General features: G+C 52.4%; 17 protein-coding genes. 10 read left to right on the top strand and 7 right to left on the bottom strand.

What is annotated here, in order from left to right; translation table 11 throughout:
• Positions 1–64 precede the first annotated feature (64 nt).
• On the bottom strand, positions 65–1504 hold the full coding sequence (gene asnS / locus AC5FXQ_RS20650; protein ID WP_493604307.1) for an asparagine--tRNA ligase: 1440 nt from the start codon (positions 1502–1504) through the stop codon (positions 65–67).
• Positions 1505–1792: 288 nt separating this feature from the next.
• On the opposite strand from asnS, the gene rpoN reads away from it, so the two are divergent.
• From rpoN to AC5FXQ_RS20630, 4 genes are all read left to right on the top strand, one after another.
• Entirely contained in the window at positions 1793–3241 is a 1449-nt protein-coding gene (gene rpoN, locus AC5FXQ_RS20645; protein ID WP_493604306.1) for an RNA polymerase factor sigma-54, read from the top strand.
• A gap of 121 nt (positions 3242–3362) precedes the next feature.
• Positions 3363–3983, top strand: a complete 621-nt coding sequence (locus AC5FXQ_RS20640; protein ID WP_493604305.1) for a hypothetical protein — start codon at positions 3363–3365, stop codon at positions 3981–3983.
• A gap of 65 nt (positions 3984–4048) precedes the next feature.
• Positions 4049–4831, top strand: coding sequence for an enoyl-CoA hydratase-related protein (locus AC5FXQ_RS20635; RefSeq protein WP_493604304.1), 783 nt, complete (start codon positions 4049–4051; stop codon positions 4829–4831).
• A gap of 188 nt (positions 4832–5019) precedes the next feature.
• On the top strand, positions 5020–5739 hold the full coding sequence (locus AC5FXQ_RS20630) for a TapB family protein (protein WP_493604303.1): 720 nt from the start codon (positions 5020–5022) through the stop codon (positions 5737–5739).
• On the opposite strand, the gene AC5FXQ_RS20625 is transcribed toward AC5FXQ_RS20630, so the two are convergent.
• Entirely contained in the window at positions 5740–6450 is a 711-nt protein-coding gene (locus AC5FXQ_RS20625) for an ABC transporter ATP-binding protein (RefSeq protein ID WP_493604302.1), read from the bottom strand.
• 237 nt (positions 6451–6687) lie between these two features.
• Between AC5FXQ_RS20625 and AC5FXQ_RS20620 the strand changes: the two genes are divergently transcribed.
• Positions 6688–7275, top strand: a complete 588-nt coding sequence (locus tag AC5FXQ_RS20620; RefSeq protein ID WP_493604301.1) for a DUF4142 domain-containing protein — start codon at positions 6688–6690, stop codon at positions 7273–7275.
• An 88-nt stretch (positions 7276–7363) separates the two neighbouring features.
• Complete coding sequence (locus AC5FXQ_RS20615; protein ID WP_493604300.1) at positions 7364–7936, top strand: DUF4142 domain-containing protein; 573 nt, start codon at positions 7364–7366, stop codon at positions 7934–7936.
• A 65-nt stretch (positions 7937–8001) separates the two neighbouring features.
• On the opposite strand, the gene uvrA is transcribed toward AC5FXQ_RS20615, so the two are convergent.
• The 3 genes from uvrA to AC5FXQ_RS20600 form a co-directional block, all read right to left on the bottom strand.
• The gene (gene uvrA, locus AC5FXQ_RS20610; protein ID WP_493604299.1) at positions 8002–10896 is read right to left on the bottom strand and encodes an excinuclease ABC subunit UvrA; all 2895 of its coding nucleotides are present in this window, start codon (positions 10894–10896) and stop codon (positions 8002–8004) included.
• Positions 10897–11027: 131 nt separating this feature from the next.
• Positions 11028–11411 (bottom strand): YidH family protein, encoded by a 384-nt coding sequence (locus AC5FXQ_RS20605; protein WP_493604298.1) that lies wholly within the window; start codon positions 11409–11411, stop codon positions 11028–11030.
• A 99-nt stretch (positions 11412–11510) separates the two neighbouring features.
• On the bottom strand, positions 11511–11906 hold the full coding sequence (locus AC5FXQ_RS20600) for a YidH family protein (RefSeq protein WP_493604297.1): 396 nt from the start codon (positions 11904–11906) through the stop codon (positions 11511–11513).
• Positions 11907–12091: 185 nt separating this feature from the next.
• Between AC5FXQ_RS20600 and AC5FXQ_RS20595 the strand changes: the two genes are divergently transcribed.
• Genes AC5FXQ_RS20595 through AC5FXQ_RS20585 form a run of 3 tightly spaced genes read left to right on the top strand, consistent with a single transcriptional unit; the run spans position 12092 to position 17959 of the window.
• Complete coding sequence (locus AC5FXQ_RS20595) at positions 12092–14776, top strand: TonB-dependent receptor (RefSeq protein WP_493604296.1); 2685 nt, start codon at positions 12092–12094, stop codon at positions 14774–14776.
• A complete protein-coding gene (locus tag AC5FXQ_RS20590; protein WP_493604295.1) occupies positions 14773–15852 on the top strand; it encodes a DUF4249 domain-containing protein in 1080 nt (359 codons plus the stop codon). The genes AC5FXQ_RS20595 and AC5FXQ_RS20590 overlap by 4 nt, the downstream gene beginning before the upstream one ends.
• A gap of 46 nt (positions 15853–15898) precedes the next feature.
• Entirely contained in the window at positions 15899–17959 is a 2061-nt protein-coding gene (locus AC5FXQ_RS20585) for a hypothetical protein (RefSeq protein ID WP_493604294.1), read from the top strand.
• 177 nt (positions 17960–18136) lie between these two features.
• Here the strand turns inward: AC5FXQ_RS20585 and AC5FXQ_RS20580 are convergent, their stop codons facing one another.
• Both AC5FXQ_RS20580 and AC5FXQ_RS20575 read right to left on the bottom strand, forming a co-directional pair.
• Complete coding sequence (locus AC5FXQ_RS20580) at positions 18137–19000, bottom strand: LOG family protein (RefSeq protein WP_493604293.1); 864 nt, start codon at positions 18998–19000, stop codon at positions 18137–18139.
• Positions 19001–19143: 143 nt separating this feature from the next.
• Positions 19144–20391, bottom strand: a complete 1248-nt coding sequence (locus AC5FXQ_RS20575; protein WP_493604292.1) for an ABC transporter permease — start codon at positions 20389–20391, stop codon at positions 19144–19146.
• A 182-nt stretch (positions 20392–20573) separates the two neighbouring features.
• Here AC5FXQ_RS20575 and queA point away from each other — a divergent pair, with 182 nt between their 5' ends.
• A complete protein-coding gene (gene queA / locus AC5FXQ_RS20570) occupies positions 20574–21620 on the top strand; it encodes a tRNA preQ1(34) S-adenosylmethionine ribosyltransferase-isomerase QueA (RefSeq protein WP_196119166.1) in 1047 nt (348 codons plus the stop codon).
• The last annotated feature ends 89 nt before the right edge of the window (positions 21621–21709 follow it).

Raw genomic sequence — 21709 nt, 5'->3', positions numbered from 1 at the left:
CGACCAGAAAAAAAGCCCGGCTAAAGTATAGCCGGGCTCTTTGGTTGTACAGGTATAACCTGTGTTAAAACTCTGCGTTCTTCGGTGTGCGTGGGAACGGGATCACGTCGCGGATGTTGCCCATACCGGTCACGAACTGCACCATGCGCTCAAAGCCCAGACCGAAGCCGGCGTGCGGACAGCCTCCGAAACGGCGGGTATCCAGGTACCACCACAGGTCCTCCTCGTGTATACCTACGCCTTTCATGCGCTCCACCAGTATGTCCATACGCTCCTCACGCTGCGAACCACCCACGATCTCGCCTATACCTGGCGCCAGGATGTCCATGGCGGCCACGGTCTTGCCGTCGTCATTGAGACGCATGTAGAAAGCTTTGATATCTTTTGGATAATCCGTTACAATCACCGGCTTCTTGAAATGCTTCTCCACCAGGTAGCGCTCGTGCTCGCTCTGCAGGTCGATGCCCCATTTCACGTCGTACTGGAATTTTTTCTTTTTGTAGTGATTCGAGTTGAGCAGGATCTCGATGGCCTCGGTATAGGTCACGCGCTCAAAGTTGTTGTTCACCACGAACTCCAGCTTCTCGAGCAGGGTCATTTCCTGGCGCTCGTTCTGCGGCTTGCTCTTGTCTTCCTCTGTCAGGCGCTGGCCCAGGAACTCAATGTCCTCACGGTTGTGCTCCAGGGCGTAGCGGATGATGTACTTGATGAACTCCTCGGCCAGGTCGGCGTTCATTTTGAGGTCATAGAAAGCCATCTCCGGCTCAATCATCCAGAACTCAGCCAGGTGACGGGCGGTGTTGGAGTTCTCTGCCCGGAAGGTCGGGCCAAAGGTATAGATATCGCTGAAAGCCATGGCTGCCAGTTCGCCTTCCAGTTGACCAGATACGGTCAGGTTAGTGGCTTTGCCGAAGAAGTCCTCTTCGTAATTCACCTGTCCGTCTTCGGTAAGCGGCGGGTTGGTTGGGTCCAGCGTGGTTACGCGGAACATCTCACCGGCGCCCTCTGCGTCAGAGGCCGTGATGATCGGCGTGTGCATGTACACGAAGCCTTTCTCGTTGAAGAACCTGTGCACGGCAAAAGCCAAAGAGTTACGCACACGGAACACGGCCCCGAAGGTATTGGTACGGAAGCGCAGGTGGGCGATCTCGCGCAAGAACTCCAGCGAGTGCGCCTTCTTCTGCAGCGGGTAGGTTTCCGGATCGGCTTTGCCCAGCACCTCGATCGTGTTGGCCATGATCTCGTAAGCCTGTCCCTTGCCCTGCGATTCTACCAGCTGTCCCGTAATAGCTACGGCAGCACCGGTGGTCACGTCTTTCAGGGACTCCTCGCCAAACTTCTCGGCATCGGCTACTACCTGCAGGTTCTGTATCGTGGAGCCGTCGTTCACGGCAATGAAATTCACAAATTTGTTGCCGCGCTTGGTGCGTACCCAGCCCTTCAATAAAACCTCGTTGCCTACACCGGCACCCGTCAGTAGCTCTTTTACTTTTGTGCGTTGCATGTTATTTCTAGTAGCGTAATGTGTCTGAACAAATTTTAAGTTAGGGTATAGTTCTCTGCCCTTCAAAAAAGACAGAAAAAGATGCGCTAACACCTTCAAAGGGACGGCTGTAAACTGCTTAGATAAAGTCCAGTAACAGGCAAGTTAACCTGCGTTGGCACTTAGGTATAGCCCCTTTTTCAATAATCCCTCAAAGTAACGATATTTTAACCTTTTTTGTAAATGCGAGTAAAATTATCCTAAATTTGAAGGTGCACTGACAGGCACCAGAATCCATTTTCACCCACTATGCAGCGACTCGATTTAAGACAACTCTTATCCCAGAAGTTATCGCCGCAGCAGATACAATTTATCAAGCTGCTGCAGATACCTACTGTTGAGCTCGAAGCGCGCATAAAAGAGGAGATGGAGGTGAATCCAGCGCTTGAAGAAGGCCGTGAAGAGCCCGAAAACGAATACAGCGACTCCGACTCAGACGAATACGACAGCGATGACGACTACGGCAAGGACGATGTCGACATCAATGATTACCTGAACGACGACGAGATAAGCGGCTATAAGATGCAGGGCGACCGCGGTGGCGATGATGACGATGACCGTGAAATGCCCATCGCCATGTCCACCTCGCTCACCGACAACCTGATGGACCAACTGGGCTTCCTGGAGCTAGACGACAAGCAGTTCACAATCGGGATGCAGCTCATCGGCAGCATCGACAGCGACGGGTACATCCGGCGCGACCTGAGCTCTATTGCCAACGACCTGGCTTTTTCGCAGAACGTGATGACATCCGAAGAGGAAATCGAGCAGGTGCTGCATATGATCCAGACCTTCGATCCGGCAGGTATAGCAGCCCGTGACTTGCCGGAGTGCTTGCTGCTGCAGCTTGAGCGCCGTGAGCAGGACGAGACCATCCGCTTGGCCGAGCGCATCATCAAGGACTCGTTTGACGAATTCACCAAGAAGCACTACCAGAAGATACAGAGCAAGTTTGGGGTGTCGGAAGAAGAGCTGAAAAAAGCCATCGACGTCATCATCAAGCTTAACCCTAAACCGGGTGGCAGTGGTGCTGGCATGACGCGGGTGCAGTATATTATACCTGACTTCATCCTGACGAACGAAAACGGGCAGCTGCAGCTTTCGCTCAACTCCCGCAATGCCCCGGACCTGCGCATCAGCCGCTCCTACGCCGATATGTTCGACGCCTACGATAAGTCAGACAAGAAAGACAAGAAGCTGAAGGAGACGGTGGCCTTTGTAAAGCAGAAACTGGACGCGGCCAAGTGGTTTATCGATGCCATACGCCAACGGCAGAACACCTTGCTGCGCACCATGGAGGCCATCATCAAATACCAGCACGAATTCTTCCTGGAAGGCGACGAGAGCAAGCTGCGGCCCATGATTCTGAAGGACATTGCCGAGGAGATCGGGATGGACATCAGTACCGTGAGCCGTGTGGCCAACAGCAAAGCCGTGCAGACCGAATTCGGTATTTACCCGCTCAAGTATTTCTTCTCCGAAGGTATAGCCACTGACTCCGGTGAGGATGCCAGCAGCCGTGAGGTGAAGCATATTCTCAAAGAGATCATCGACAAAGAGAACAAGCGCAAGCCACTCTCCGACGAGAAGATAGAAAAGCTCCTGAACGACAAAGGCTACAACATAGCCCGCCGCACCGTGGCCAAATACCGCGAGCAGCTCAACATACCTGTGGCTCGTCTGCGGAAGGAGCTTTAAATTGTTGATTGTTTATTGCTGATTGTTTGGTGCTTGATTCGGACAGGTCGCGACCTGCCCCTACAGGCGACATCTTTTAATTCACTCATTCACAAACTCACTCATTCACTCATCCCAACACTTGAACCGCTCTCTTGCCCGCTTTTTATCTGTTGCGTTTCACCCACTGCTGATGCCGACCTATCTGTTCGTCATCATTCTCTACTTTCTGCCGGTTTCCTCAATTTCGCTGCCTTTGCAAAGCCGCTGGATCGTGCTGAGCATGATCTTCTTTAGTACCTTCATGGTGCCTGGGCTTGGCGCTTTTGCGATGTTCAAAACCGGCTTTATCGACTCGTATGAGATTGATAGGCGCGAGCAGCGCAGCAAGCCACTGTTGTTCACGGCCCTTTGCTATGCGGTCACGACCTACCTGTTTTATACAGAGCCCGTGTTTGATCAGCTTTTCTATTTTGTAATGGCCGTGATCACAGCATCTGTTTTGGTAGCCTGGTTTGTTTCCTTTTTCTGGAAGATCAGTGCGCACGGTATTGGACTGGGAGGAGCGCTGGGAGTACTTTTGCTGGTGAACAAACTGATGCCCGAAGCAGGTTTGCTTATGCCTATCATATTGCTGATCCTGGTATCTGGGGCGGTGCTTTCGGCCAGACTGGCGCTGCACGCTCATACCCCGGCACAGGCCTATACCGGCTTTCTGACAGGGCTTGTACTGGTGCTTATGGCGGGCCTGGTAGCGCTGTAGCCGTTTTTGCTCTTCAGGGTGATTATCTATACCTTTGGTTATCTCTACTATAAACAAACGACAATATGAATTACGAGTGCTTGCTATATGATGTGCAGGATGGCATCGCGACCATCACGCTGAACAGACCCGATGTTTTCAACGCCTTTAACGACAAGCAGAGCTACGAGCTACAGGACGCCCTGAAGCAGGTGACCCGCGACGACAGTGTGCGGGTTATTATCCTGACGGGTGCTGGCAGGGCCTTTTGCTCCGGTCAGGACCTCAAAGCCATCGCCAGTGCCGACAAGCGTGATCTGTCGGAGTCGCTCGAGAAAAGGTATAACCCGATCATCCGGGCCATGCGCAACTTGCCGAAGCCGATCATTTGTAAGCTGAACGGTGTGGCCGCAGGTGCCGGTTGCTCGCTTGCTTTGGCCTGTGACCTGGTTGTAGCCTCTACTGCTGCCAACATGATCGAGGTGTTCGTAAACGTAGGGCTGGTGCTTGACTCTGGCTCGTCTTTCTTCCTGCCGCGAGTAGTAGGTTCGCTTAAGGCATTTGAATTGAGTACCCTTGGCTCCAAAGTAAGCGCTGAAGAAGCACTGCAACTCGGTATGGTAAACAAGGTAGTGGCGCCTGAGGAGCTAGACGCCGCAGTGGCTGAGCTGGCTGCCCGCTATGCCGTGGCACCGACCAAAGCCATCGGACTGATGAAAAAAATGCTCAACAAGTCCTTCAGCTCTACTTTGGACGAGATGCTGGACTACGAGGCGCACTGCCAGAAAATAGTCGGTAACTCAGCTGACTATAAGGAAGGTGTGACTGCCTTTAACGAGAAGCGCAAGCCGAACTTTACAGGTGCTTGAGGTAATGCCTGACCCAGAAATATAGGTATAGAAGCCGGAACTTGTGTCCGGCTTTTTTATACCCTGAATTTTAGGCCGTTTGCCCACGCTGCCAACCCCTTCACGCATATCTGAAATTATAGTAGGCGATCAACTACAATATTAAGTATATTTATAGTAGTATTCAAAGGGAAAATTAGCTTAAAGTTATGAAAAATCAGTTTCTCCTCATCACGACTGTACTGCTGTGGGTATTGCTGACTACACCTGTCCATGCGCAGGACTGCAATGGCTATATGCTGCTAACTGAAAATGCCGAGTACGAGATACTCAACTACAACCAGCGCAACAAACTCACAGGGCGCATGCTTTACAAAGTAACCGATGTGCGGCGCAACGGTAACAAATCGGAGGCTACGGTTCATACCCAGATGTATGACGAGAAAGGCAAAATGGCCAACGAAGGCAGCTACCAGGTAGGCTGTGAAAGCGGATCCATCTGGATAGACATGCGCTCACTCATGAACCCCGATATGATGGAAGCTTACAAGAATATGGAGATCAAGATGGAGGGCGACCACATGGACTACCCGGCCTCCCTCAGCCCTGGGCAGCAACTCAAAGACGGCAGCTTCACCATCAACGTTATCGACAAAGGCAGCGGTCAAAACATGAGCACGATCACCATGCAGGTAACAGGGCGCACCGTGGGCAACAGAGAGCGCCTGGAAGTGCCGGCCGGTACGTACGAAGGGTTCAAGATAAACCAGGACATGGAGGTGCAGACCCGTGCCATGGGGATGAAAATGCCCGGCACCCGCATGCAAACGGTGGAGTGGTTTGTGCCCGGCACCGGCTGGATCAAGTCCGAAACCTACCGCAACGGCAAGCTGATGGCCTACAGCGTGCTCAACAAGATCAACAAGTAATCAGAAAGAATAGCCGATCGAGAAGTTCAGCTGTGGAGAAGGCCCAACCGTAATCACAGCGCCTTCATCGGAGTGCACCACATGCCCGATGATGTTCTCCCTGATCAGGTCTCCGCCGTTGGTGGCATTGGCAATCTTAACCCGTCCTCCGAGCCCGCCTGACAGCTCTGTGGTAAAGTGGCGGCCCAGCCGGAACTGGTAGCCCAGGTGGTAGCTCAGGTCCAGTGCGTTCTGGTAGAGCCGCCCCACATACCTGAAGTCAGGGTCGCTGGGCGGCACATCAGGCAGGTCGAACACATTGCGTTCAAACACAATGAAACGGTAGCTGAACATGGGCCCGTGAAAAAAGCCAAAAGGAGCGGGTTTCTTCCTGGAGGTATAGTAGCGCTGGCTCATCCGAATGCCGATGCCCATCACATCCTTTATGTTAGTAGACCAGCCATCGCCTTTCATGTGCAGTTTGTAAAAATAGCTCAGCCCGAACTCATTGCTGATACCGGGTGCGCGTACCTTTTCATAAGAAACGAAGACCTCCCCGTAGTGCAGCGGGTGTATCTTGAATACCTTATCATGGTCGCGGTCAATTTTAGCCATCTCGGCACGGTCCTCCCTTTCCTGCTCCGTTACCTGTGCATGGCTTGCGGTGCAGATCATAAAACAACAGAAGAATACCAAAGCTGCGGTGGGGCGTAAGGCCAAGAATTGTGTCATAAGGTATGGCTTAAGAAGGGTTGCTGGCTTGTTTCAGGTATATATCGTTTTATGCCTGAGATGGTTGTAGCCTTTTCTGCCTGCGCTGAATACACCCTCACTTTAACCCAAAAAATCCTCCAAACAGCGCTTTTTTGACTGTGTCTACTATATTAAAAGCACATAATATAACAACATTGCATTAGGGGCGTATACCAATCTGTTCAAACTATTTTACTATTAACAAGAAATAACACTATGAAAAAAATTGCAACAACAGGATTAATGGCATGTGCCTTTATGTTCGGCACAATGGCCTGTGGCGGCTCCGGCAACGACAGCGTGGACCAGGCGCAGGAAGCTACCGAACAGACCTTTGAGGACACTGCCATGGAGGACCGTAGAGTAGAGGCCTCTGAGTTTGTGACCAAAGCAGCCAGCAGCAGCATGATGGAAGTAGAGGCAGGTAAACTGGCGCAGGAGCGTGCGACCAACCCACAAGTGAAGGAGTTTGGCAGCATGATGGTAAAGGACCACTCAGCGGCAAACGACGAGCTGCGCCAACTGGCAACCAGCAAAAACATTACGCTGCCTGACAGCATGAGCAACGAGCACATGGACCAAATGCGTGACCTGCGCGACAAGCAAGGCGCTGAGTTCGACAGAAACTATATGGACAAAATGGTGAGCGCACACGACTCTGACATTAGCATGTTCGAAGATGTGGCAGAAGACCAGGAGTATCCGGATGCTGATGTAAAAGCATTTGCCAGCAAGACACTTCCAAAGCTGCGCCAGCATCGTGATCGTGCCCAGCAAATCAGAGACGGCCTTGGTAATAACTAAGCACTTGCTCTGATTTATTTTAAAAAAGACTATCTTGAGCATCTGCAGCCCTTACGGTTGCAGATGTTCCTGTTTTAAACCCATGTGTATGATTCGGAAATTTACGGTGTATATGGCAAGCGCCCTGTTGCTGTTGGGCAGCACCTCATGTGGCGGAGACGATAGCATAGAGCAGGCTGCCGCCCGGAGCGTAGAGCAATTTGAGGCCGCTGGCGTGCAAGGCATGAAAAACGACGCCCTGTTCATAGCCGAGGCTACCAGCGCGAACATGCTGCAGGTGCAGCTCGGCGACCTGGCTTTGGAAAGAGCTGTTAGCCCCGAAGTAAAGGAAATGGCGCAGGATATGAGCGCAGGCCACCGGCGTGTGATGGAAGACCTGCAGGATGTAGCCGTACAAGGCGAGTTTGTGGTGCCTAACGAACTGGGCAGTGCGCATCAGAAGGTATACGACGAGGTAAGCGGTGAGACAGGTATAGGTTTTGACCTGGCCTACATCAAGCGCATCCATGAAGAGCACCGCCGCCTGTTGAAACGCTACGAAGACATGGCAGAGAACGCAAAAGACATGGAGGTAAAGCAGTTTGCCTCGAAACAACTGCCGCTCTTGCGGCAGCATCTGCAGAAGGCTGAGGCACTCGAAGACAGACTCGGAAGCATCTAAAAATGAAAAGTCCGCTGCTATACCTTAACAGCGGACTTTTCAAATAGGTTGGGCTATACCTGATCCTAAGCCTGACCGTTTTCGCGGTAGTGGCTGGTCTTTAGCTCCTCTTTCAGGAAGCGGGCTGTATAGCCTTTGCCTTTCTTGACAATATCCTCTGGCGTACCGGCAGCCACAATGGTACCACCGCCCTCGCCGCCTTCCGGCCCGATGTCGATGATCCAGTCAGCGATTTTGATCAGGTCGAGGTTGTGCTCAATGATCAGCACCGAGTTGCCTTTGTCGGTCAGCTTATGCAGTACCTCACTCAGATGCTCGATGTCCTGGAAGTGCAGACCTGTTGTTGGCTCGTCCAGAATGTAAAGCGTCTTGCCTGTATCTTTCTTAGAAAGCTCCGTGGCCAGTTTCACACGCTGTGCCTCACCGCCCGACAGGGTTGTCGCCTGCTGACCGAGGGTAATGTAGCCCAAGCCTACTTCGTTCAGCGTCTGAATCTTGCGCAGAATGCGTGGCTGGCTTTCAAAAAAATCTACGGCCTGCTCCACGGTCATATCCAGCACGTCGGTGATGCTCTTGCCTTTAAAGCGAACCTCCAAAGTCTCGCGGTTGTAGCGCTTGCCTTTGCAGACTTCGCACGGCACGTACACGTCCGGCAGGAAATTCATCTCGATGGTACGCATACCTGCGCCTTCGCAGGCCTCGCAGCGGCCACCCTTCACGTTAAACGAGAAACGACCTGGGTTATACCCTCTGATCTTAGCCTCCGGCAGCTGCGCAAACAAGGTGCGGATGTCGGTGAACACACCGGTATAGGTAGCAGGGTTGGAGCGTGGCGTACGGCCAATCGGCGACTGGTCCACTTCAATTACTTTGTCGATATGCTCCAGCCCTTCGATGCTCTTGTAAGGGAGCGGTTCGCGCTTGGCCCGGAAGAAATGCGTGTTCAGGATCGGGTAGAGCGTATCGTGGATGAGCGAGGACTTGCCACTGCCCGAAACACCCGTTACGCACACCATCTTGCCCAGCGGCAGTTCCAGCGTCACATTCTTCAGGTTATGGCCGGTGGCGCCTTTCAGTTTTAGCACTTCACCCGTACCCGGACGCTTCACACGCGGCACGGCTATACCTCTGCGGTTACTCAGGAAGTCAGCGGTGGTGGTGCCGGCATTCATCATGTCTTCCGGCGTGCCGGCGGTCACCACCTGTCCGCCGTGTATACCTGCGCCCGGACCAATATCTACCACGTAATCAGCCTGCAGGATCATGTCCTTGTCATGCTCCACTACAATAATGGAATTACCCAGGTCGCGAAGATCTTGCAATGCTTTAATGAGGCGCTCGTTGTCGCGCTGGTGCAGGCCGATGCTTGGTTCGTCCATGATGTAGAGCACGCCTACCAGCTGCGTACCGATCTGCGTGGCCAAACGTATACGCTGACTTTCACCACCCGAAAGGGTTTTCACAGGGCGGTGCAGGCTCAGGTAGTCCAGACCCACGTCCAGCAGGAAGCCGATGCGCTTGCGAATCTCTTTCAGGAGTTCGCGGGCAATCACATTCTGGCGCTCACTCATGCGCTCTTCCACGCCCTCAAACCAGGCAGCCAGTTTGTTAATATCAAGCACCGAGAGTTCACCGATGTTGGTATCAGCGATCTTGAAGTGCAGCGACTCTTTTTTAAGTCTGTAGCCGTTACATTCCGGGCAGGTCGTGGTTTGTGCAAAGTCCTCTACCCATGAGCGGATGTTGTCGGAGTCCGATTCCATCTGCCCTTTCAGGAAGTTGATAATTCCCTCAAACTCCACCACATAGGTGCCTTTTTTGGTGTTCACCTCCAACTCTTCGTCCAGACCATAGAGCAGCACCTTCAGCACATCCTCCGGCAGGTCTTTAATAGGCGTCGAAACTGAAACTTTGAAGTGCTTGAACAATGCTTCGATCTGCTTGAAGATCCAGATATCGCGGTACTCGCCGAGCGGCGCTATACCTCCGCGACGAATACTCAAACTTCTGTCGGGTATAACAGACTCTTCCGTAATCTCCTGTATCTCGCCCAAACCGTTACATACCGGGCAGGCGCCATAAGGGGAGTTGAATGAGAAAGAGTTCGGAGCCGGATCGTCATAGGCTATACCTGTGGCGGGGTCCATGAGGTGGCGAGAGAAGAAGTGCGTCTTGTCGGCGTCCACGTCCAGGATCAGCACAGTGCCCTTGCCATGCGTCAGCGCATTCTGGATAGAGCCCGATAGGCGGAAACGGTCTTCCTCCTTCACCACAATCTTGTCGATCACGATTTCGATGTCGTGGATCTTGTAGCGGTCGACTTGCATTTTTGGAGCGATCTCCACCAGTTCGCCATCCACACGGGCTCGGATAAAGCCCATTTTACGGATTTGTTGGAACAGCTCACGGTAGTGGCCCTTACGGCCTTTTACCACGGGGGCGAGTACGATAATGCGCTTGCCGTCGAAGTTCTCCAGGATGTGGTTTACGATCTGGTCGTCGCTCTGGCGCACCATTTTCTCACCGGTGACATAACTGTACGCCTCAGCCGTACGGGCCCAGAGCAGACGCATGAAGTCGTAGATCTCGGTGATGGTGCCTACTGTGGAGCGCGGGTTGCGGCTCGTGGTCTTTTGCTCGATGGAGATCACCGGCGAAAGGCCTTCGATCTTATCCACATCAGGTCTTTCCAGTCCGCCCATAAAAGAGCGGGCGTAGGCAGAGAAGGTTTCCATGTAGCGACGCTGTCCTTCGGCATAGATGGTGTCGAAAGCCAGCGAGGACTTGCCCGAGCCACTGATGCCGGTGAAGACCACCAACTTGTAGCGCGGCAGCTTGATGGAAATGTTTTTGAGGTTATGTTCGCGGGCACCGTATACTTCGATCTGCTGTGTTTCGCCATTTAGCGAAAAGGCAGTGTCGGTGCTGCTTGCTGTGTCTTGCGCTTGATTAAAAGCCATTCAGGAATGCTTGATTTTAAATAGCAAAGGTACAAAAATATCAGCGCCTCCGAACCCGAAGATGCCAACCCTTCTTAACAGAGATCAACGCTAAATGGTTTAGCTTTCAGCAATTATCCTTAGCATATACCTCAATCTACGTTTCCGTAGCGTGATGCCTGTTTCTCGTAAAGTTCTTCGTGGTGGTGACTTGTGGGTTCGTAGTCTTGCCGATGCCGTTGGATCAGCTTCTGCTTATTAAGATAGCGCACAAAACTGTAGACCGCCAGCAGTATCCCAATTGGTAGTAACGTGAAGCCAATTAGTTCCATGTATACATGTTGGGAGAACTTAATGGCAGCAAAACCGCCGGCAATAAGCGCGATAGCTGTCCGGAAGTAAGCCATCAGGGTGCGCTCGTTGGCGAAGATGGTGCGCTGTATGGCCATCTCGTCCCGTATCTCCGAGTTCTTCTTTTCCAGCTTCCGGATTTTCTTTTTCAGCTTTTTGATTTCGTCTTGTTCCTGCACAGTCATCTGTTCAGTTTTTTTGAGAAATATACGAAACTAATGTGAGGAAAGGCATAGCAGCCGTTTACTACAGTTTGTGTGGCGGGCTGTGTAAGCAAACTCTTGCTAAGCAGAAGTTTGTTTGCCGTTTTCACCCGGTTGGGGCAGCTCGTTGTGCGCCCGCTCGTGTTCGTGACTGGTCGGACAGTAGCCCTGGTGATGGTCTTCGATAATGCGCTGTTTGTTCCTATACCTGACAAAGCTGTAAATGCCCAGGATAACACCTATCGGGATCAGAATGACCCCGATAACCTCCAGGTACAGGTCATCGGAAAGTTTGATGGCTACAAAACCGCCCACTGAGATCGTCATGGCCGTGCGCAGGTAGGCCATCAGGGTACGTTCGTTGGCGAAGATAGTGCGTTCCGCCGCCATGTGGTCACGTATCTCGGCGTTCTTCTGCTCCTGTACTTTCAGCTTCTTCTTGAGCTTCTTTATCAGTTCTTTATCCGCGTCTGACATAGGCTTGGGTTCTCCTGTTATTATGTACGGTTCTGCAAGACTTAGGTAATGACCAATCTGTAGAAGCCCTCCGATAGAGGATTGCTTAAAATTTTCAAATTCAATGTTAAAACTATATATTGCTAAGGTGCAATGTAGTTCTTTTTATACCTGCTGTGCACATACGCCAACCGCACCTCCGTTTTATGAAAAGATGCTACCACTATTTGCTGCTTGCAGTACTGATGCTATTATCAGGTTATACCTGGGCGCAGGACACCGGGCAGCCGCGCCTCACCGCCAGCTATCAGAATCAGGCCCTGGCGGCAGTGCTGCAGGATTTGCAGCAAAAGCATAAGCTACGCATATTTTACCAGCCAGAATGGGTGGAGGGGGTGCAGGTTACCCAGGCTTTTGAGCAGGAGCCACTCTCCAGTGCCTTGCAAAAGCTTCTGGAGAAAGCCCGTCTTTCATTCGTGCTGTATGATGACCGCACTGTCGTGCTGGTGCCTCTGTCTGCTGCTCCCATTTTTCGGTCCGATACGGTGCCGTCAGGGGCTGCTGCTGCAGGACAAGCCACTGAGCGCATCGTGACCCTGAGCGGACAGGTGCGCAGTGCCAAAACAGGCGAGCCATTTATAGGAGCCACTGTGCTGCTTGTGGAGACTGGAAAAGGCACTGTGGCTGACGAGCAGGGCAGGTATACCTTGTCGGTGCCGGCTGGTAACTATACCCTGCGGGTGCGGGCCATTGGCATGGTAGAGGACCAGCGGCGGGTTAGCCTGCAGCAGAGCCGCACCATGAATGTCGAGCTCTTTGAAGTTAGCAACCAGCTGCGGGAAGTAGAGATATCGGCCAAAGCGCCTGACCATAATGTGGAGAGCCTCGAGATGGGAGTGGCCCGCCTGTCGATTCAGGAAGTGCGCAAGATGCCTAACTTCCTGGGTGAGGTGGATGTGTTGCGCAGCGTGATCGCGCTGCCGGGTGTGACGACCGTAGGGGAGGGTGCCAGTGGCTTCAATGTACGGGGGGGCAGTATCGACCAGAACCTGATCCTGCAGGACCAGGCGCCGCTTTTCAGTGCGTCTCACCTCTTCGGCTTCTTCTCAGTCTTCAACCCTGACATGGTGCAGGATGTTACCCTGTACCGCGGCGGTATACCTGCCCGGTATGGCGGGCGCATCTCGTCGGTGCTGGACGTAGAGCTCAAAGAGGGCAATAAAAAAGCACCCATCCTGAGTGGCGGTATCGGCCTGCTGGCCAGTCGCCTGATGGTAGAAGCGCCGCTGCTGAAAGACAAGGCCTCATTTGTACTCGGAGCTCGTGGGGCTTACCCCGGGCTGGCGCTGCGCTACGTGCCGGACAAGTCCGTGCGCGACAGCGACGGCTACTTCTATGACTTTAATGCCAAGGTCGATTATACGCTCAGTGCCAAAGATCAGCTGATGGTCTCAGGTTACCTGAGCCGCGACGGTTTCCGATTCGGATCAGACACCACCTATACCTGGGGCACGGCCACCGCGACTGCCCGCTGGAACCACACCTTCAGCGACAGACTCCTGTCGAGCGTAACGGGCGTAGTGGGCGATTATGATTATGGCGTGGAGGCCGAAACAGAGCCTTTTAGCTATACCCTCGATTCAGAAATAAGATATAAGCAGATCAGGGCAGACCTGAATTTTGAACCTACTGTGCGGCACAAGATGGGCCTGGGCGCCTCGTCCTCCTGGTACCAGTTCAGCCCAGGCACCCTGACGCCCGGTTCGGAGCTGTCCAGCCTGCTGCCCGTCAGCATGCCTCATGAGCGTTCCATCGAAGCGGCCCTATACCTGGACCATGAGTACGTGCTCAGCCCCAAGATATCGGTCAGCTACGGACTGCGCTACTCCTCTTACTATAATCTGGGGCCTGGCGATGTGTACGTGTACGATCCGGAGTCACCACGCCGGGAATCTACGATCATTGATACGCTCAGCTACAGCAATGGCGGTGTGATACAGCAGTATGGTAACTTTGAGCCGCGTGCTTCGCTTAAGATAAGCCTGGGAGAGAATAGCTCAGTGAAGTTGGGTTACAACCGTATGGCGCAGTACATTCACCTGATCTCCAATACAACGGCTGCCTCTCCAGTGGATATCTGGAAAACGAGCAATCCGAATCTGCGTCCGCAGATCGGCGATCAGGTGGCACTCGGCTTTTTCAAAAATCTGCAGGACAATACCATTGAGCTCTCGGCGGAGGCCTATTACAAAAAGCTGCACGACCTGGTGGAGTATAAAGACGGCGCCCGGCTCCTTCTCAACAGCACACTGGATGCCGACCTGCTGCCAGGCGAGGGCAAGGCCTACGGTCTGGAGCTGATGATGCGCCGCAAAGGCAAAAAGCTGACAGGTTGGGCAAGCTATACCTACTCCAGGTCGCTGCGCCGCGTTAACGGCCCCACACCAGAGGAGCGCATCAACAACGGCAACTTCTTCCCGGCCAACTTCGACAAACCACATGACCTTACCCTGGTCCTGAACCAGCAGCTGACCAGACTAATCAGCATGTCAGCGAACTTCACTTACAGCACCGGCAGGCCAATTACCTATCCGGAGTCAGTGGGTTATATTGACGGGTTGCTGATCGTGAACTACAGCGACCGCAACCAGCACCGCATACCTGATTACCACCGACTAGACCTGGCCTTTGTGATAGACGGCACCAATAAACGGAACGCCAACTGGGTAAGCAGCTGGGCCTTCTCGGTATACAATGTGTACGGGCGTAAAAACCCTTATTCTGTATTTTTCAAGCCTGCATACGGCGGCACTATTCCGCAGGCCTATAGGCTGTCTGTGATCGGCTCGGCGGTGCCGGCTATTACTTATAATTTCAAGATCACCAAATGAGAAAGCATAATGAACGACAAAGCTGTGCATGCTTCTTCCTGTGGCGAGCCATTCTTCTTGTCACGGTATGTTTACAGGCTTGTATAGACCCTTTTGAGATCCAGACCGGCACAGAGCAGAAGTCGCTGGTGGTGAGCGGTATGATCACGGATCAGAATAACCCGGAGCTAAACAAAGTCACCCTCACCTGGACCGCCCCTTTTGATAGCGAAAACCAGCAGGTGATTGTAGAGCGCGTGCACAATGCCACTGTAACCATACAAGACAATCTGGGCAACAACATGCCTCTGTATGAAGAAGGCAGAACCGGAGTGTATACCCTAGAAGAAAGCGACTACCACGTAGAGCAGGGCCGAAGCTATACCTTGCAAATTACCCTGCCCGACGGCCGGGAGTATGCCTCACGTCCGGAACTGTTGCGCCCGGTGCCGGCCATCCAAGGTATAAGCTATGAGTTTAAGCAGTTTGTAGACGTCGTGCGCAACTCAGCGGGTATGCTGGTTGAGCGCAGGTCAGTGGGTTTTGAGGTGAAGGCCCAAGTGCAGGACCCGCCAGAGCGAGGCAACTACTATCGCTGGGACACAGAGGGGGTGTTTGAGTTTTACACCAACACAGGTGATGCGCCAGTGCCTTCTGTGTGCTGGGCCAACATGGGTAGCATCAATACCAAAGTGGTGGCGAATAATGACAGGCTGGTGAACGGACGCTATTTTGAGCAGCCCGTGGTAGTTGTGCCTGCCGATATCCCAACCAAATACCGCATTAAGATCAGACAGTTCTCCCTAACCGGCGAAGCTTATGAGTTCTGGCGCCTGTTCAATGAGCAGCAGACCAGCGTGGGCAGTATTTTCGATCCGCCTCCGGCACGCATCAACGGTAACATGTACAGCGTCACCAATCCCGAAGAACGGGTGGTAGGGTATTTCACTGCTTCTTCCATGGTAGAAGATTTTATCGTGATTCAACGCATGTTTTATGCGCCTTTTCCTGGCCTGCCGTACGTGCTGCCTATGGGTGACTGCCGCTATACCTTCTTATACCCGAATGTAACCAACGAACGGCCAGTCGGCTTCTAACATTTAAATTAAACAGATGCACCTACTCTCTGATAGCATCCCCAAAATGACAACAAGACTGCTACTGGCAGTAGCTCCCTTGCTCAGCTTGCCGGCTTTTGCACAGCAGGAGCAAGTTGCCAAAGTAGCCGCCGCCCAGGTACAGCGGCAGCTCTCAGACGAGCAGGTACAACTGGTACACAGTCAGCCCTGGTACATGGCAGGCGAGCGCCTCTGGTACAGTGCCGCTGTGCGCAAAAACTCCACTGCTCCTGCCAGTAGGGTGCTTTATGTAGAGCTGTTGGATGCAAAAGGCAGCACCCTGATCAACCAGCGGTTAGTGCTGGAGGACGGAAAAGCACAGGGAGATTTCCTGTTGCCTGAAAACATGCCTTCGGGCAGCTATACCTTACGGGCTGCCACTAACTGGATGCGAAATTTCAGTGTGCGACAGCACTGGCAGGAACAGCTCACCATTGTCAACCCGAACGAAGTAAAGGCGCTGGAAGGGCGAACGGCATCAGCTAAACCCCTGCAGGTGCGATTTTTACCTGAGTCCGGTATTTGGCCAGCGGGTGTGCCTACCAAAATAGTAGCGACCGTGACCAACGCAGCAGGTATAGGTATAGCCGCACATGGTGTAGTAGCGGATACAGCCGGGCAAACCATCGCATCCTTTAAAAGCGATGAGTCAGGTATAGCCGTATTTAGTCTGACGGCCACAGAGCAGCAGGAACTGGTGGCACAGGTACAGGCAGCTAATTATGCACCACAGCAGGTAACGCTTCCCAAACCAAAGAAACAGGGCGTAGGGCTGGCAGTTGGGAAAGTGAGCACTACAGGTATACAAGTAAGTGTGCAGGGGCAATCAGCTGCAGGTCATGTGCTGGTGGCAGCGTCGGGAGGCAAGGTATACTTCGCACAGCACGTGACGGGGGCAGAGCAGATCACCGTGCCGTGGTCAGATGCAGAACAGCCACAGTGTAGGTTGCTGCTGCTCAACACGGGAGGTATGGTAGAAGCTGAACATCGCATTTCGATGCCACGTGCAACAGATATAGAAGTACAGGCCGACCGTCAGCAGTACGGTACCCGGCAGCAGGTAACCGTTACAGTAAAAGGGTTGCCGGCCACCACGATGCTCACAGCCTCTGTGGCAGAGCGTCGTGCCATGCTACAGCAGCCCAGCGGGTCTGTAGTTGCAAACGGGATGCAACTGGAACACGAAGCAGACCGTGAGCTCTGGGATGCCATCGCAAAAAATGAAACAGAAGCCCGCTTTGCCCGTGAGCCCTTAGTGGAGCCAGTGCGGCAGGAAGGCGTGAAGGGGCCTTTTCAGCAGGAGACCTTTGCCAAACAGCTAGACACAGCTTTTGTACTAGCGCTGCCGTCACACGTAATAAATGTCGCGCAGAAACACTACACCCGTACCAATATTCAGGATATCTATGGTCTGACAGAACCTCATGCGGCCTCTCCACTGCCACGTTTGCCAGCCGACCGTGTGTTCAAACTGGACGACTACGTTGCTTTTCAGGATGTAGAGGAGGCTATCCGGGAAGTGACCACCAACCTGCGCATGCGCAAGAAAAAAGGTAAGCAAACCGTTCGACTGCTTTATGTAGCCCCCGGTACCAAGCGCATGATGAAAGAGGAACCGCTATACCTGCTGGACGGCGTCATCCTGGAGAATATGGACGAGATCATGGCGCTCGACCTGAATGACATTGCCTCTATTGAAATTGCGTGGTCAGAGGAGAAACTGTACGCCGGCAACCTGGGACGCCTGGTAGACAATGGCATGTTTGCCATTTACACTAAAAGCGGTGAGGCCCGGGAGCGACTGAAAGACAAGGGCCTGCCCGTACTGTATGAACAATACAATCTGCCCCGCAACTTTGTAGTGCCGGCCGCTGCCCCCAACGACGCGGCACAGGCCCAATTACCTGACTTCCGGCAACAGCTTTATTGGCAGTCACACCTGCAGGTCGGAACCGACGGGAATGCCACCTTCACATGCTATACCTCTGACGAGACAGGAGTATTTGAGATACGGGTGCAAGGGCAAACAGCCGAAGGCATACCTGTAAGCGGAAGCACTTCAATTGAGGTGAAGCTGCTAAACTAGAAGTCAAAGTAAGACTAAACTGTAGAAGGGACCTGCTTGTGCACTCCCTCCTCATAAGGCCGCTCCGGTGTCGGTTATTAAAAGAGTGTCAACTATTAAAAGGTGATATATATCGGCATAAAAAAAACGCCCCACTGGAGAATAGTGGGGCGTTTTTTTTGTGGAAGTGTTTTCCTCTTAGAAGTTCGGAGACAGCAGGTATTTGCTGTAGAACTCGTCAATTACTTTTACCGCCTCGGTTGCATCGTCCACGATATGGATCAGATCCATGTCTTCCGGGCTGATGTTGCTTTCCATCTTTAGCATGACATCTTCCACCCACTTGAACAGGCCACCCCAGTACTCGCGACCTACCAACACGATCGGGAATGCACCGATCTTCTTTGTCTGGATCAGCGTGATCGCCTCGAACAGTTCGTCGAGCGTACCGAAACCACCTGGCATCACGATAAAGCCCTGCGCATACTTCACAAACATCACTTTGCGTACAAAGAAGTAGTCGAAGTTGATGAGCTTGTCAGAATCGATGTAGATGTTGTTGAACTGCTCGAACGGCAGCTGGATATTCAGGCCTACAGACTTGCCACCCTCGGAGTGCGCGCCTTTGTTGCCGGCCTCCATAATGCCTGGGCCACCGCCCGTGATCACACCGTAGCCATGGCGTACCAGCTTGGCTGCGATTTCCTCAGCCATGATGTAGTACTTGTGCGTATTCTTAGTGCGGGCTGATCCAAAAATAGAGACGCATGGGCCGATTTTAGCCAGTTTCTCAAAGCCCTCCACAAACTCCGACATCACCTTGAAGATCTGCCATGAGTCAGCGATCTTGATCTCGTTCCAGTCTTTGTCTACAAAAGCCTGTCTGATTTTTACATCTTCTTCAGATGCTGGAGGAGCTGAAACCTGACCGGCTTCGCGCAGGTCGGTAATGGATTTTGCTTTATTTTCGTTTACATCCGGGTTCAGGATCGTCTGTCCGCTACCGCTGTTGTGAGACTCGTCGTTGAGTTTCGTTCTGCTTGTCTTTCTAAGCTTTGTCATAATTCTTTCTTCGTCTTCTTCAGGAGGCAGGCCTCCTGCGGCGCACTCACGGTGAGGCGCCTTCTTCTATTTAATAACTAATTTTAAGGGTGTGTGTCTGCAGCGTGGAGAAGAAAACTATGCAGTCACGGTTGTGTCTTTCTTTACTTGGAGCGAATTGCAATCACCGGATCCAGGTTTGAAGCAAGTACCGCCGGAATTATTCCCGACAGCATACCTATGACCGCCGATACGCCCAGGCCCAGTATAATGTTGCCTGCCGATAGCGAAATCTTCATCATGTCCTGTGGTATAAGCGTGAGCAGGAACACGAGCAGGATACCGATGCCCCCGCCAATAATGCTCAAAAATACTGACTCAAACAAGAACTGGAACAGAATGAAATAGTTTTTAGCGCCCAGTGATTTTTGTATCCCAATGATATTGGTGCGTTCTTTAACAGACACAAACATGATGTTGGCGATGCCGAAGCCGCCTACCAGTATGGCAAAGCCACCAATCACCCATCCTGCCAGGCCAACTACCTGAAAGAAACCCGTTACAGCTTGCGTTGCCATTTCGGGTCTGTTGATGGCAAAGTTATCTTCATCGCGAGGCTTCAGGCCGCGGATATTTCGCATCATGCCGCGCACTTCGTATTCCAGTTCCTGCAGTCCTATGTCCTCTTCGCGGCCTTTTACCGCAATAGTAGAGCCGATGCCATTAGGGCCTGTCGCGTACATTTTGCTGAAGGTGCCATAAGGTATAATACCCATCTGATCGAAGTTAGGCATGCCAAACATGCTTTCGCCCTGCTTCTCCATTACCCCGATCACCGTGAACTTATGGCCGCTAACCCGGAGTTCCTGCCCAATGGCTGGCTGGCCCGGGTACAGCGTATTAGCTATCTCATCGCCTATGATCATCACATTGCGGGCAGCATCCACCTCCTGCGGTATAAAGTAGCGGCCTTCTGCCACCGGAATCTCCGTTACTTTGTTGTAGTCATAGGTTACACCCATGAGCCCGGCATCTCTGTAATTGTTGTTACGGTGCTTGAATAAACTACGTCCTTTATTGGCGAAAATGGCCACACCCGCATCATTCGTCAGGTTGCGGTCCAGCAGGCGGTATTCGTGCGTGTTGGGCTGTGGGCGTTTAAAGTATTTCCACCAGGGGTACTCGCCGCCAAAACTCCAGGGCCACTTCTCCACATACAGCACTTTGTCGCCAATAAAGCTCATACTGTCGCGCACGTTGCGTTCAAGCGAGTCAACCAGCGTAAACACCGATATGATAGCGAAAATACCTATCGTTACACCCAACAGGGAGAGGATCGTTCGGAGCAGGTTGGCACGCAGGGCCTGCCATGCAAATCGGAAACTTTCAGCTATAAGGCGTAGGTAGATCATAGTTGGGCGTACAGCAAAGTAATTTTCTTAAAAGTAAGAATATTTCGGGCAAACTAAGTAAATTTGCGGTTTGATTTTTTAATTGTATCATGGGTATACCTTCCTGATTTTTAAGGGAGCCGCCATAGACCCTGATACAGGCCGTTCTAAGTCAGCACGATTTATACCGTAATATAAAAAGTATGAAGTTATCAGAATTTAAGTTTGAGCTACCTGAAAGCCTGCTAGCAACACATCCATCCGCTAACCGCGACGAATCGCGCATGATGGTGGTACACCGCGACTCGGGCAAAATTGAACACCGCGTGTTCAAAGACATCCTGGAGTATTTTGATGAAGGCGATGTGATGGTGGTGAACGATACCAAAGTGTTTCCGGCCCGCCTGTATGGCAACAAGGAGAAGACCGGTGCCAAGATCGAAGTGTTCCTGCTGCGTGAGCTCAACAAGGATATTCACCTGTGGGACGTGCTGGTAGACCCTGCCCGTAAAATCCGTGTAGGCAACAAACTGTACTTCGGCGACAGCGACCTGGTAGCAGAAGTAATCGACAACACCACTTCCCGTGGCCGTACGATCAAATTCCTGTTCGACGGACCGGACGAAGAGTTCTACAAGACTATCAACGAGCTGGGCGAAACGCCGCTTCCTAAGTACATCAAGCGTGAAGCTGAGCCGGAAGACAAAGAGCGTTACCAGACAGTGTATGCCAAAAACGTAGGTGCCGTAGCCGCTCCAACAGCTGGTCTGCACTTCACGAAAGAAGTACTGAAGCGCCTTGAGATCAAGGGTGTTGATGTGACGCCGCTTACGCTGCATGTTGGCCTGGGTACTTTCCGTCCTGTGGATGTAGAAGACCTGACCAAGCACAAAATGGACTCAGAGAATTTCATGGTGCCAAACGACACAGCAGAGCTGGTAAACAAGGCGTTGGACAATAAAAAGCGGGTTGTGGCCATCGGTACAACGACCATGCGTGCGCTGGAGTCGTCAGTTTCGGCCAGCAACCGTCTGAAGCCAAACGAGGGCTGGACTGATCGTTTCATCTTCCCTCCGTATGACTTCAAGATCGCCAATGCACTGGTTACAAACTTCCACATGCCGGAAAGCACGCTGCTGATGATGACAGCTGCTTTTGGTGGATACGAACTGGTGATGAAAGCCTACGAAGAGGCCGTGAAAGAAAAGTACCGCTTCTTCAGCTACGGTGACGTAATGCTGATCCTGTAGTAGCAAGTATAAGATTTAGAAAAGCCCCGGCCCTCCAAAGTCGGGGCTTTTTGCTTTATTTGCAGCACATTATTTACTTAGCTAATTCT

It is taken from the genome of Pontibacter sp. LHS1 (genome assembly GCF_058932855.1).
This window is presented reverse-complemented; position numbering and strand designations above follow the sequence as displayed.

Bases quoted from the DNA above. Each gene is read 5' to 3' on its own strand.
- asnS (WP_493604307.1), bottom strand. From the start codon at position 1,504: ATGCAACGCACAAAAGTAAAAGAGCTACTGACGGGTGCCGGTGTAGGC.
- rpoN (WP_493604306.1), top strand. From the start codon at position 1,793: ATGCAGCGACTCGATTTAAGACAACTCTTATCCCAGAAGTTATCGCCG.
- AC5FXQ_RS20635 (WP_493604304.1), top strand. From the start codon at position 4,049: ATGAATTACGAGTGCTTGCTATATGATGTGCAGGATGGCATCGCGACC.
- AC5FXQ_RS20630 (WP_493604303.1), top strand. From the start codon at position 5,020: ATGAAAAATCAGTTTCTCCTCATCACGACTGTACTGCTGTGGGTATTG.
- AC5FXQ_RS20625 (WP_493604302.1), bottom strand. From the start codon at position 6,450: ATGACACAATTCTTGGCCTTACGCCCCACCGCAGCTTTGGTATTCTTC.
- AC5FXQ_RS20620 (WP_493604301.1), top strand. From the start codon at position 6,688: ATGAAAAAAATTGCAACAACAGGATTAATGGCATGTGCCTTTATGTTC.
- AC5FXQ_RS20615 (WP_493604300.1), top strand. From the start codon at position 7,364: ATGATTCGGAAATTTACGGTGTATATGGCAAGCGCCCTGTTGCTGTTG.
- uvrA (WP_493604299.1), bottom strand. From the start codon at position 10,896: ATGGCTTTTAATCAAGCGCAAGACACAGCAAGCAGCACCGACACTGCC.
- AC5FXQ_RS20605 (WP_493604298.1), bottom strand. From the start codon at position 11,411: ATGACTGTGCAGGAACAAGACGAAATCAAAAAGCTGAAAAAGAAAATC.
- AC5FXQ_RS20600 (WP_493604297.1), bottom strand. From the start codon at position 11,906: ATGTCAGACGCGGATAAAGAACTGATAAAGAAGCTCAAGAAGAAGCTG.
- AC5FXQ_RS20595 (WP_493604296.1), top strand. From the start codon at position 12,092: ATGAAAAGATGCTACCACTATTTGCTGCTTGCAGTACTGATGCTATTA.
- AC5FXQ_RS20590 (WP_493604295.1), top strand. From the start codon at position 14,773: ATGAGAAAGCATAATGAACGACAAAGCTGTGCATGCTTCTTCCTGTGG.
- AC5FXQ_RS20585 (WP_493604294.1), top strand. From the start codon at position 15,899: ATGACAACAAGACTGCTACTGGCAGTAGCTCCCTTGCTCAGCTTGCCG.
- AC5FXQ_RS20580 (WP_493604293.1), bottom strand. From the start codon at position 19,000: ATGACAAAGCTTAGAAAGACAAGCAGAACGAAACTCAACGACGAGTCT.
- AC5FXQ_RS20575 (WP_493604292.1), bottom strand. From the start codon at position 20,391: ATGATCTACCTACGCCTTATAGCTGAAAGTTTCCGATTTGCATGGCAG.
- queA (WP_196119166.1), top strand. From the start codon at position 20,574: ATGAAGTTATCAGAATTTAAGTTTGAGCTACCTGAAAGCCTGCTAGCA.